The sequence below is a fragment of the Stenotrophomonas sp. STEN087 genome (genome assembly GCF_056759115.1).
The window spans coordinates 16086-28344 of sequence record NZ_JBRRCR010000010.1 but is presented as its reverse complement, the minus strand read 5'-3'; the positions used below and the strand labels follow the sequence as shown (position 1 = coordinate 28344).

General features: G+C 69.8%; 11 protein-coding genes. 10 read left to right on the top strand and 1 reads right to left on the bottom strand.

Translation table 11 applies throughout. The annotated features are described in order from the left end of the window. Positions 1-25 precede the first annotated feature (25 nt). From ACVOK1_RS04440 to ACVOK1_RS04395, 10 genes are all read left to right on the top strand, one after another. Entirely contained in the window at positions 26-1294 is a 1269-nt protein-coding gene (locus tag ACVOK1_RS04440; protein ID WP_481561247.1) for an NAD(P)/FAD-dependent oxidoreductase, read from the top strand. Further along, the gene (locus ACVOK1_RS04435; RefSeq protein ID WP_481561246.1) at positions 1282-1839 is read left to right on the top strand and encodes a DUF3261 domain-containing protein; all 558 of its coding nucleotides are present in this window, start codon (positions 1282-1284) and stop codon (positions 1837-1839) included. The genes ACVOK1_RS04440 and ACVOK1_RS04435 overlap by 13 nt, the downstream gene beginning before the upstream one ends. Beyond that, complete coding sequence (locus ACVOK1_RS04430; protein ID WP_481561245.1) at positions 1836-3026, top strand: beta-ketoacyl-ACP synthase; 1191 nt, start codon at positions 1836-1838, stop codon at positions 3024-3026. The genes ACVOK1_RS04435 and ACVOK1_RS04430 overlap by 4 nt, the downstream gene beginning before the upstream one ends. Continuing rightward, the gene (locus ACVOK1_RS04425) at positions 3023-3481 is read left to right on the top strand and encodes a hotdog family protein (protein ID WP_481561244.1); all 459 of its coding nucleotides are present in this window, start codon (positions 3023-3025) and stop codon (positions 3479-3481) included. The genes ACVOK1_RS04430 and ACVOK1_RS04425 overlap by 4 nt, the downstream gene beginning before the upstream one ends. Next, positions 3478-4209 carry a 3-ketoacyl-ACP reductase FabG2 gene (locus ACVOK1_RS04420; protein ID WP_481561243.1) on the top strand — a complete coding sequence of 244 codons (732 nt, stop codon included), beginning with the start codon at positions 3478-3480 and terminating at the stop codon, positions 4207-4209. The genes ACVOK1_RS04425 and ACVOK1_RS04420 overlap by 4 nt, the downstream gene beginning before the upstream one ends. Continuing rightward, positions 4209-5447, top strand: a complete 1239-nt coding sequence (locus ACVOK1_RS04415; protein ID WP_200751141.1) for a beta-ketoacyl-ACP synthase — start codon at positions 4209-4211, stop codon at positions 5445-5447. The genes ACVOK1_RS04420 and ACVOK1_RS04415 overlap by 1 nt, the downstream gene beginning before the upstream one ends. Positions 5448-5500: 53 nt before the next feature. Next, a complete protein-coding gene (locus ACVOK1_RS04410; RefSeq protein WP_108770439.1) occupies positions 5501-5941 on the top strand; it encodes an excinuclease ATPase subunit in 441 nt (146 codons plus the stop codon). A gap of 55 nt (positions 5942-5996) precedes the next feature. Continuing rightward, positions 5997-6497, top strand: a complete 501-nt coding sequence (locus ACVOK1_RS04405) for a hypothetical protein (protein ID WP_159097584.1) — start codon at positions 5997-5999, stop codon at positions 6495-6497. 152 nt (positions 6498-6649) lie between these two features. Further along, positions 6650-6910 (top strand): YcgL domain-containing protein, encoded by a 261-nt coding sequence (locus ACVOK1_RS04400; RefSeq protein ID WP_481561242.1) that lies wholly within the window; start codon positions 6650-6652, stop codon positions 6908-6910. Next, the gene (locus ACVOK1_RS04395) at positions 6903-10241 is read left to right on the top strand and encodes an ankyrin repeat domain-containing protein (protein WP_481561241.1); all 3339 of its coding nucleotides are present in this window, start codon (positions 6903-6905) and stop codon (positions 10239-10241) included. The genes ACVOK1_RS04400 and ACVOK1_RS04395 overlap by 8 nt, the downstream gene beginning before the upstream one ends. A 125-nt stretch (positions 10242-10366) precedes the next feature. On the opposite strand, the gene ACVOK1_RS04390 is transcribed toward ACVOK1_RS04395, so the two are convergent. Continuing rightward, positions 10367-12139 (bottom strand): monovalent cation:proton antiporter-2 (CPA2) family protein, encoded by a 1773-nt coding sequence (locus ACVOK1_RS04390; protein ID WP_481561240.1) that lies wholly within the window; start codon positions 12137-12139, stop codon positions 10367-10369. Positions 12140-12259: the final 120 nt, after the last annotated feature.

The window sequence follows — 12259 nt, the reverse complement described above, 5'->3', positions numbered from 1 at the left end:
CTGATCGAGCAACAAGGACGCACCGATGAATACTGCCGTGGATGCAACTGCCCAACCGACCGACGTCGAACGTACTGAAATCCTGATCATCGGCGCCGGCCCGGCCGGCTCGGTCGCCGCGGCGATGCTGCGCCAGCAGGGCCGCCAGGTGCTGATGCTGGAGCGCCAGCAGTTCCCGCGATTCTCGATCGGCGAGAGCCTGCTGCCGCAGAGCATGGAGTACATCGAGGCGGCCGGCCTGCTGCAGGACGTGGTGGAAGCCGGTTTCCAGCACAAGAACGGCGCGGCCTTCGTCCACGGCGAAGCGCGTACTGCCTTCGATTTCCGCAGGAAGTTCTCGCCGGGCTGGGGCACCACCTACCAGGTGCAGCGCGCCGACTTCGACAACGTGCTGGCCCGCGGTGCCGAGCGCATGGGCACCACCCTGCGCTTCGGCGATGAAGTGCTGGCGGTGGAAGCCGGCGAGCACCCGGCGGTGAACGTGCGCCGTCCCGATGGGAGCGAGTACCGCATCGAAGCCGACTTCATCCTCGATGCCTCCGGTTTCGCGCGCCTGCTGCCGCGCCTGCTGGACCTGGAATCGCCGTCCAACTTCCCGGTGCGCGGCGCGATCTTCTGCCACGTGCGCGACAACATTCCGGCCGAAGCGGATTTCGACCGCAACAAGATCCTCATCACCACCCATCCCGAGCACATCGACGTCTGGTACTGGACCATCCCGTTCTCCAACGGCTGCTGCTCGCTGGGCGTGGTCGCCGAGCCGTCGTTCTTCGAACGCTACGAAGGCGACGACCTGCAGAAGCTGCAGGCCATCGTCGGCGAGGACCCGAACCTGACCGGTCTGCTGGCCAATGCCGAATGGGCCGTGCTGCCGGTGCGCCGCATCACCGGCTATTCGGCCAACGTCAGCTCGCTGTGGGGCCCGGGCTACGCGCTGCTGGGCAACGCCGGTGAATTCCTCGACCCGGTGTTCTCCTCCGGCGTGACCATCGCCTTCAAGTCGGCACAGCTGGCCAGCGAATGCCTGAAGCGCCGCTACGCCGGTGAAACCGTCGACTGGGAAAACGAGTTCTCCATTCCGCTGCGCGCCGGCGTGAAGACCTTCCGCCGCTTCGTCGAAAGCTGGTACGAAGGCGGTTTCCAGAAGATCATCTACCACCCCGACCAGCAGCCGGAAGTGCGCGACATGATCAGCTCCATCCTGGCCGGTTACGCCTGGGACACCAACAACCCCTACGTGGCCGACCCCAACGGTCGCCGCATGCGCGTGCTGGAGCAGCTGTGCAGCGCCTGATCGTCCGTTTCAGCGCGGTGCTGCTGTGCCTGCTGCTGGCCGCCTGTGCCAGCCGCATGCCGCGCCCGCTGGTTGAACTGCCGCCGCTGCGCCTGTCGCCGGCCAGCCTGCCGGCGCCGCTGGCGTTGCAGCAGCAGCTGCATTTCCGCTTCGGCAGCCATGAACGCGATCTCGATGCACTGCTGGAAGCGGATGCGCAGCAGGTGCAGCTGGCCGTGCAGGCGATGGGCCAGACCGGCGTGCGCCTGCAGTGGGACGGCCAGCAGCTGACCCAGCAGCGTGCGCCGTGGCTGCCGCCGCAGGTGCGTGCCGAGCGCGTGCTGGATGACCTGCAGTTCGCCCTGTGGCCGACCGAAGCGATTGCCAAGGCGCTGCCGGCGGGCTGGCAGGTGGCCGACGATGGCCACCAGCGCAGCCTCTCGCGCGATGGCCAGGTGTGGCTGCAGCTGCAGCGCCTGGACGATGGCAGCGTGCAGTTGGACAACCGCGCCGAGGGCTACACCCTGCGCATCGAATCGATCGACATGGCCGGGCAGGATAAATGACCGCAGCGATTTACCTGAACGACCTGGGCGTGGTCTGCGCGCTCGGTGAGGGCCGCGCGGCCGTGGCCGCAGCCCTCTTTGCCGACGCACCGGGCGGCCTCAGCGACAACGACACCCTGCTGCCGGGCCAGACCCTGGCGCTGGGCGAAGTGCGTACGCCGCTGCCGGCGCTGGACGAGCTGCCGGTGGCCCTGCGTGGCCGCAACAACGCGCTGCTGGACGCGGCGCTGGCGCAGATCGCGCCGTCGGTGCAGGCCGCCATCGCCCGTTACGGTGCATCGCGCGTGGCGGTGGTGCTGGGCACCAGCACCTCGGGCATCGGTGAATCCGAGCAGGCCCTGCGCACCCGCGCCGAGACCGGTGAGTGGCCGCAGGGCTTCGACTACTCACAGCAGGAAATGGGCACGGCCGCGCAGTTCGTGCGCCAGCGCAGCGGTGCGTTGGGCCCGGCCTGGACGCTGTCCACCGCCTGTTCTTCCAGCGCCAAGGCGCTGATGTCGGCCGCGCGCATGCTGCGCGCCGGCATCGTCGATGCGGTCATCGCCGGTGGTGCCGATTCGCTGTGCCGCTTCACCGTGGCCGGCTTCAGCGCGCTCGAGTCGGTATCCGCGCTGCGCTGCAATCCGTTCTCGCAGCACCGCTGTGGCATCAACATCGGCGAAGGTGCCGCGCTGTTCCTGCTGACCCGCGACGCCGGCCCGGTGCAGCTGGCCGGCTGGGGCGAATCGGCCGATGCCCACCACATGTCCGCGCCCGACCCGAAGGGCCTGGGGGCGATCGATGCCCTGCAGCAGGCGCTGCAACGCGCCGGCTGGGATGCAGGCGACGTGGATTACGTGAACCTGCACGGCACCGCCACCGGCCACAACGATGCGATGGAAAGCGTGGCCGTGGCCCAGGTGCTGGGCACCACGGTGCCGGCCAGCTCGACCAAGCCGCTGACCGGCCACACCCTCGGCGCCTCCGGTGCGATCGAGGCGGCCGTGTGCTGGATCCTGCTGGCCGAGAATCCCGGCCACCGGCTGCCCACGCACTGGTGGGATGGCAGCGCGGATCCGGCCCTGCCGGCGTTGCCGCTGGTCGCCCCGGGCGCGTGCCTGGAACGGGCGCCGCAGCGCGTACTGAGCAATTCCTTCGCCTTCGGCGGCAGCAATGCCGTGCTTGCACTGCAGCGGGTGGCCGCATGAGCCTGCCCCTGTTCGCGATCGAAGACGTGGTGCCGCACCGCCAGGACATGTGCCTGCTGGAGCGCATCGTGCGCTGGGACCAGGACGGCATCGAGGCCGAGCTGGTGGTGCCCGCCACGGGGCTGTTCATCGAGGACGGCGGCGTGCCGGCCTGGGTCGGCATCGAGTACATGGCGCAGGCCATCGCGGCCTGGGCCGGCTGCCGTGCCCGCGTGGCCGGCAACCCGCCGCAGCTGGGCTTCCTGCTCGGCAGCCGGCGCTACACCAGCCCGCGCAGCAGCTTCCCCAGCGGCAGTGTGCTGCGCGTACACGCGCGCTGCGAGCTGTTGGGTGACAATGGGCTAGGGATGTTCGCCTGCCGGATCCTGGCAGGCGATGAAGAATGGGCGGTCGCCAACGTGTCGGTGTTCGAACCGGCCGACTCGATGGCATATCTGGAGAGTGGACAGGCATGACAGGGAATCGAAGCGTGCTGGTGACCGGCGCCAGCCGGGGCATCGGCCGGGCCATTGCGCTGCGTATCGCGCGCGACGGCTTCGACGTGGTGGTGCATTGCCGCAGCCGCGTGGAGGAAGCACAGGCCGTGGTGGCCGAGATCCAGGCACTGGGCCAGCAGGCCCGCGTGCTGGCCTTCGACGTGGCCGACCGGGCAGCCGCGCGTGCGGCGCTGGAAGCGGACGTGGAAGCGCATGGCGCCTGTTACGGCGTGGTCTGCAATGCCGGCATCGCCCGTGATGGCGCCTTCCCGGCGCTGTCCGAGGACGACTGGGACCAGGTCATCCACACCAACCTGGATGGCTTCTACAACGTGCTGCACCCGCTGATAATGCCGATGGTGCGGCGGCGCAAGCCGGGCCGCATCGTCACCCTGTCCTCGGTGTCCGGCGTGGCCGGCAACCGCGGCCAGGTCAACTACAGTGCGGCCAAGGCCGGCATCATCGGTGCCACCAAGGCGCTGGCGCTGGAACTGGCCAGCCGCCAGATCACCGTCAACTGCGTGGCCCCGGGCCTGATCGAGACCGACATGCTGAACGAAGAAGTGGTCGACCATGCGCTGAAGCTGATCCCCGCCGGCCGCGTCGGCCGTCCGGAGGAAGTGGCCGCCACCGTCGCCTTCCTGCTGTCCGAGCCGGCCGGCTACATCACCCGCCAGGTCATCTCGGTGAACGGGGGCATGATCTGATGGCCGCCGATCGTCGCGTGGTGGTCACCGGTGCCGCCGCCATCAGTCCGCTCGGCCATGACTGGCCGACCATCGAGGCGCACCTGCGCAGCTGCCGCAATGCGGTGCGCACGATGCCCGAATGGGATGTCTACGCCGGCCTGAACACCAAGCTGGCCGCACCGGCGCAGGACTATGACCTGCCGCCGAACTACAACCGCAAGACCACCCGCTCGATGGGCAAGGTCGCCATCATGTCGGTGCGCGCTACCGAAGTGGCGCTGCGCGAAGCCGGCCTGTTCGAGCACCCGGTGCTGCGCAGCGGCCGTGCCGGCGTGGCCTACGGCTCGTCCTCGGGCAGCCATGAAGCCACCGGCGAATTCGGCCGCATGCTGCACGAGTTCACCACCGACGGCATCAGCGCAACCACCTACCTGAAGATGATGAGCCATACCGCGCCGGTCAACATCGGCGTGTTCTTCGGCCTGTCCGGGCGGGTCTACACCACTTCCAGCGCCTGCACCTCGGGCAGCCAGGGCGTGGGCGCCGGCTACGAAGCGATCCGCAGCGGCAAGCAGACGGTGATGGTGGCTGGTGGTGCCGAGCAGCTCGACGCCACCGCAGCGGCGGTGTTCGACACCCTGTTCGCCACCAGCACGCGCAACGATGCACCGCAGACCACCCCACGCCCGTTCGATGCCGGCCGCGATGGCCTGGTGCTGGGCGAGGGCGCCTGTACGCTGATCCTGGAAGACCTGGAACACGCACAGGCCCGCGGCGCGACGATCCTCGCCGAGATCGTCGGCTACGGCACCAACAGCGACGGCCAGCACGTCACCCAGCCCAGCGCCGACACCATGGCCCAGGCCATGCGCCTGGCGCTGGAGGATGCCGGCCTGCAGCCGTCGCAGATCGATTACGTGAACGCCCACGGCACCGCCACCGACCACGGTGACATCGCCGAGACCCAGGCCACCGCCCAGGTCTTCGGCAACCGCATGCCGATCAGCTCGCTGAAGAGCTACGTCGGCCACATGCTGGGGGCCTGTGGCGCGTTCGAAGCCTGGATGAGCATCGAGATGATGCGCGCCGGCTGGTTCGCCCCCACCCTCAACCTGGGTGAGGTCGACCCGCGTTGCGGCCAGCTCGATTTCATCACCGGACAGGGCCGCGAACTGCAGGCCGAGTACGTGATGAGCAACAATTTCGCCTTCGGTGGCATCAACACCTCGCTGGTGTTCCGCCGCTGGAGCGAATGATCCACCGCCCCACACCGCGCTCCACCCCGCACCCCGAACAAGGAGAAGTTTCGATGCGTCGTACCCTGATGATCGCCACGGCCACCGCACTGCTGGCCCTGACCACCACCGCCTCGGCCCGCGACACCCGCGTCGAGCAGTCCCTGCGCGAGCTGGTCAGCTCGCAGGCCGCCAAGGATGCCGGCATCGACGGCAGCGTGCGCTTCTACCTGGCCGGCCAGCCGGTCAGCGTGCAGCAGCGCCTGGGCGAGGACGTGACCAACAAGAAGACCAACGCCGCCAACAAGAGCGACGAGGAAGCCTGCCGCTGGGTGGCCCTGTCGGCGCTGCGCGCCCTGCAGGATGGCGCCAAGTCGCGCGGCGCCAATGCCGTGGTCGACATCGTCAGCTACTACAAGAAGAACGAGTTCAAGAGCGCGACCAATTACGAGTGCTACGCCGGCGCGATCTTGGCGGGCGTGGCGTTGAAGGGCACCTACGCCAAGGTAAAGTAAGCATTGCCGTAGTCCCCGGCGGTGTGCCGGGGACGCGGTCTACAGGGGGAACACCATGAAGTCGATCCACGCCGCTGCCCTGGCAGCGGTTTTTTTGTGCGTGCCCGCGCTCCAGGCGCAGGCCGCCGGCACACCCATCCTCATCACCGCCGACGTGCCGTACCGCGAGGGCGTGGGTGGCGAACTGATCCGCGACGAATGCCACTTCGGCCAGTACCTCAGCCAGAGCATCGTGCGACATGCCGATGGCGCGGTGGTGGTGGGTGACAGCGAGGACGGCGCCGGCCGCAACCTGCACCTGGTGGTGACCAAGGCGCACGCTGCGGGCGGCGGTGCCATTTCCGGGCCGAAGTGGGGCCGCATCTATGGCGAGCTGAAGGAGGACGGGAAGGTGGTCGGCAACTTCACCCTGAAGCGCTCGACCAACCGGCCGTTCACCTTCCGCGCCTGCACCACGCTGGAGCAGATTGCCGATGCGCTGGGCGGCGACGTGGTGCGCTGGCTGCAGGCGCCCACCTTCGATCCGCAGCTGACCGAAGAGGTCGCGGCCAACTGAGGCCGGTGGCGGCAGGCTGAACGCCGCCGCCACATTGCTGAACCCCACGCGGGAAACGCCGTCGATCGCGCCGCCATCGTCGCTTGACGGCTTTCCCCGGTGTCGGCTTTCCGACACAATCATGGCTCTTCCCGGGTTATCGTCCCGCGGACATGCACGCCTACGTCTATAAAAGCCAACTCAAGCCGGACACCTACGTCTATCTCGCCCGTCGTGATGATTTCAGCGCGCTGCCTGCGCCGCTGGTCACCTCGCTGGGTGCGCTGTCGTTCGTCCTCGAAGTGACCCTGGATACGCAGCGCCGTCTGGCCCAGGCCGACCCGGACAAGGTCCGCAGCGAGCTGACCGAGCGGGGTTTCTACCTGCAGGTGCCGCCGTCGGTGACCAGCATGATGCGGCGCCACTATGACTGAGCTGTCGCGCCCACGCGCACTGTCGATCGCCTTCGTCCTCGGCGCCGTGCTGGCGCTGGCCTCGGTCGTGGGCGGGCTGCCCGGTGCCGTGCTTGCCGCACTGGCGCAGCCGGCGTTCGCGCTGGGCGTGTCGTGGTGGCGGCGCAGCCGCACGCTGCAGGCTCCACAGCTGATCGCGCGGCAGGAGCTGCCGGCGCTGGCAGTGCTGTGGGCTGCGGCCCCGGCAGGCCTGGCGCTGCTGCTGGCGTGGCCGCTGGCGGCGCTGCGTGACAGCGGCAGCCTGGCCGCCGTGCTCGGCCTGAGCGTGCTGGTCAGTGCCGGCCTGCTGGCCGCGTGGCGCACCTGGCCGTTGTGGAACGATGTCGAACGCCTCGATGGCAGCCTCGCCCAGCATTGGCATGCCCTGGCCGGGCGTGACCTGACCGCCTGGCGTGGCCTGCTGGTGGCGGCGATCGTGGTTGCCCTGGCTGCGCTGATCGTGCTGCCGGCGTGGCCGGGCCTGTTGCCGGAAGGCGCCGGTTGGCCCGCCGCACTGGCCACGCTGGTACTGTCGCCGGTCCTGCACCTGCTGCTGCAGCGGGTGGCGCCGGCACCGATGGTCAGCCTGCGCAGCACCGCCCAGGACCTGCCCAGCGGCGATGCCGAAGCCCTGTTCAACGCTGCCGCCGAAAGCACGCCGCTGGAAGCGATGGCACCGCAGGAACTGACCCCGGCGCTGTACGAAGCCGCGCGCCACGGCCGCATCGACCGCGCGCTGCAGCTGCTGCAGGCTGGTGCCGATCCGCACGCGCTGCCGGACCCGAACTGGCGCGACCAGCGCAGCCTGGCCGTGCTCGCCGCCGTGCTGCCCGATCTGCGCCTGCTGCGCGAGCTGATCGGTCGCGGCGTTGACGTGAATGCCCCGCACCGTGGCATGACCCCGCTGCTGGCCGCGACCCGAGACAGCTGGCATGGCCGCCCCGAAGCGGTGATGACCCTGCTGGCCAACGGCGCCGATTCGCGCGCCATGGACAGCGATGGGAATACCCCGCTGCACCACGCCGCGCGCAGTTCCGACCCGGGCGTGGCCGCGCTGCTGCGCGATGCCGCCGCCGAGGTGGATGCGCTCAACACCGAAGGCTGGTCGCCGCTGGCGGTGGCCTGCCAGGTCGGCAACTGGCGCCTGGCCCGCTTCCTGCTCGAACGCGGTGCGCGCAGCGAACCCAGCGAAGGCACTCCCGTGCTGCTGGCCGCCGCCGCCACCGAGGACGACGATCCGGCCGGCGTGCAGCTGCTGCTCAAGCACAAGGCGCGCGCCGATGCGCGCGACCGCCAGCGTCGCAGTGCACTGCACGAAGCCGCCCTGGCCGGCCATGTCGAGATCATCGGCGTGCTGCTGGGTGCTGGCGCCAACCTGGAAGCGCGCGATGCGCTGGGCCGCACGCCGTGGCTGGAAGCCGCGCGCGCCGGTCGCGCCGCCGTCATCGAGCACCTGCTGCCGCACAAGCCCGACCTCATAGCGGTCGATGGTGAAGGCCGCAACGCCGTGCTGCTCGCTGCGATGGCCGAGGATGTCTCGCCGCTGCTGGTCAAGCGCCTGGTCGACCTGGGCATCGCTGCCGATGCCAGCGATCCGCTCGGCCGTCGTGCGGTGGACTACGCCGCCGAAGCCGGGCGCTGGGCGATCGTGGCCCTGCTGGACCCGTCCTACCCGCTGCCGGCTGCGGTCAGCGATGGCCTGGCCGAACGCGGTGAAGCCGCGAGCGCCAGCGGCCTGCTGCCCGACCGTCCGCCGCTGACCCTGCTGCGCGAAGCGCTGGGCTTCGGCAATACCGAAGGCATGGCCGCGCTGGCCAAGCTGTGCCAGCCGGAAGAGCTGGGCGGCCTGCTGCTGGACCCGGAACTGGCGCTGGAACCGCGTGCGGTCGACTGGCTGCTGGGCCATGGCGCCGACGCGTACGTGCGCGATGCCTGTGCCGATACCCCGATGTTCGCCCTGCTGTCGCGTGGCATCGACGCGGTGCCGGCGCTGCAGGTGATGCTGCAGCGTGGCCTGTCGCCGGCCGGCCGCGGTGGCCTGGCGCGCTTCCTTGCCGCCTGCGCGCAGCACGACCAGGCTGCGCGCGGCCTGGAACAGCTGGCGCTGGAACTGCTTGAACGCGGCGCCGATCCATTCGCTGCTTCGCCGGCCGGTGATCCGCCGCTGTCGCTGGCGGTGCGCCTGGGCTGGCTGCGCCTGCAGCAGGCCCTGCTCAATGCCGGTGTCGATCGCGAAGCCCGCGACAGCCACGGCATGACCGCCCTGCACCTGGCCACCGCGCTGGCCCGCGAAGGCGCGCTGAAGCTGCTGGTGCAGCACGGTGCATCGCCGGAAGCGCGTGCCGCCGATGGCCAGACCCCGCTGGGCGTGGCGCTGTCGATCGGCCGCCGCGACCTGGCCGACTGGCTGGATTGGCGGGTGTGGCCGCTGCCGCGCCGCACCCTGCGCGAAAGCGATCTGCCGGCTGCGGCCATGGCCGGCGACGTCGATGCCGTGCGCCGCTTGAACGACCTGGGCTTTGCCATCGACGCCGTCGATGCGCAGGGCTGCACCGCGCTGCTGCGTGCGGCCGGCGGTGGCCATCTGGCGGTGGTCGACCTGCTGCTGGCGCGTGGCGCCGATCCGCAGCACGGCGCGGCCAGTGGCGCGACCCCGCTGTCGGCGGCGGTCAGTATGCGCCAGGTGGATATCGTCTCGGCCCTGCTCGATGCCGGCGCCCAGCTGGAACACCGCCTGCCGGGCGGAGTGACCGTGCTGATGCTGGCCTCGGCGCTGGGCCTGCCGGACATCGTCGCGCGCCTGCTCACCGCCGGTGCCGATGTGCACGCCGGCGATGCGCAGCAGCTGGGCCCGCTGCACTGCGCGGCGCTGTACGGCTTCAGCGCCCGCGACCGTTCGCGCCTGCTGGCCCTGCTGGATACGCTGCTGCTGGCCGGCGCCGAGCCCGACCTGGCCGCGGCCGGTTCGGTCACGCCGTTGCTGCTGCTGCTGGGTGCACGCGCCGAGCCCGGCACCGCCTGCGACGAGCAGGTGGTGATGGCTGCAGTGGAGCGCCTGCTGGATGAGGACGTGAGCCTGGACGTGCGTGACCCGCGCGGCTTCGGCCCGCTGCACCTGGCGGCCCTGCACGGGCTGCCGCTGCTGGTGCAGCGCCTGCTGCGCGCCGGTGCCGATCCGGAAGTACGCGACAGCCTCAACCGCAGCCCGCGCGAGATCGCGGTCATGCGCGGCTTCATCGACGTGGCCGGCGAATTCGAACCGCGCGTGCCGGGCGTATCCTCGATGGCCCGGTTCCTGCGCGACAACGGCTGAGTGCCGGGGGCGGATCCCTTTCCAACGGAAAGGGCTCTGACCCCTGCATGGCGACATGCACGATCATCCACGCATGGCGTGGATCTACCCGCTTTCCGGGCACGTCATCCACGCATGGCGTGGATCTACTCGCTATCGGCGTCGGCCTCGAACAGATGCATCAGGTCATTGCGCGCATCGCGCGAGGTCTGGATCACCGCGGCTTCGTCGTCGTAGACCAGGTACTGGTCGCGCAGCAGCTGTTCGTCATGCTCGCGGAACCGCTGCACATGGCGCTGCGCCACGTCCGCGGCCACGCCCAGCGCGGTCAGCACGCGCCCGCTCATTTCCAGGCTGGTACCAAACACCTCGCGGAACGGCTCGGCCGACATGTCCATCAACCGCCACGCGTGCTGGCGGTTGCGTGCGCGCGCCAGCACCCTCGCGTCCGGGTACAGGCGGCGCACCATGCGCACCGCGCGCAGGTTGGTTTCCGGATCGTCCACGGTGATCACGAACACGTCGATATGCTCGCCGCCCGCGGCGCGCAGCATCTCCGGCCGGGTCGGGTCGCCGTAGTAGAGCTGGTTGCCGAAGCGGCGCAGGTCGGCCACGGTGTCCGGGTTCGCTTCCAGTGCCACGAACGGCACCTTCTGCGCGGTCAGCAGGCGCGCGATCACCTGGCCGAAGCGGCCCATGCCGGCGATCAGCACCTTGGGCTGGTTGTCCGGGGCCACCTTGTCGGCCGGTGCGGCATCGCGCGGCGCCGGCTTTTCCCGGCCCAGCAGCTTCAGCAGCACCAGCATCAGCAGCGGCGTGATCGCCATCGACAGGCCGACGATCGCCACCAGCCGGTCATGGTTGGCATCACCCAGCAGGTGCGCGCGCTGCGCTTCGTTGAACACCACGAAGGCGAACTCGCCGCCCAGCCACAGCACGCTGCCCAGCAGCAGCGACTGCCGCGACCCCAGCTTGGCGATGCGGCCGATCAGGTACAGCAGGCTGAACTTCACCACCAGCAACGCGGCCACGCCCGCGGCGATCAGCCACGGCTCGGCAGCGATGCGGTCGAGGTCGATGCCCATGCCCACGGCGATGAAGAACAGGCCCAGCAGCAGGCCCTTGAACGGCTCGATCTGCGCTTCCAGCTCGTGGCGGAACTCCGAATCGGACAACAGCACGCCGGCCAGGAACGCGCCCAGGCTCGGGCTGAGGCCGGCTTCCTGCATGAACCACGCGGTGCCCAGCACCACCAGCAGCGCAGTGGCGGTGAAGACTTCCGGGCTGCGGGTGCGGGCGATGATACCGAACACCTTGCGCAGGACCGGGCGCCCGCACAGGATCACCACCGCCAGCGCACCCAGCGCCACGGCCGCGTCTTCCCAGCGCAGCGTCTCGTTCTTCGCCCCGCCCAGCAGCGGGATGGCAGCCAGCAGCGGGATCGCGATCAGGTCCTGGAACAGCAGGATGGCAAAGCCCAGCCGGCCATGGTCGCTGTTGATCGCTTTGTGTTCGGACAGCAGCTGCAGGCCCACCGCGGTGGAGGACAGCGCCAGCGCGATGCCAACCACCAGCGCGCTCTTCCACTGGAAATGATCGAGCAGCAGCAGGCCACCCAGCAGCAGGCCGGACAGCGCCACCTGCGCCGCACCCGCGCCGAACACTGAGCGCCGCATCACCTTCAGGCGTGCAGGCGACAGCTCCAGGCCGATGACGAACAGCAGCATCACCACGCCGATCTCGGCCGCGCCAAGGATGCGATCGGCATCCTGCACGAAGCCCAGTCCGTCCGGACCCAGCACCACGCCAGCGGCGAGGTAGCCCAGCACTGCGCCGAAGCCGAACTTCTTGAACACCGGCACCGCGATCACCGCGGCCAGCAGCAGCACCAGCGCCAGTTCCAGACCACCGCTATGCATGGGAATTCCTGGTCATCGCGGGGGCCTTTGCTGCGTGCGTGCGGCTGGGGGAGCGCGGCCGTGCAGGCCACCCCATCATTATGCGCGCCCGCCTGTGCACGAACGACAACGGCCACGGAA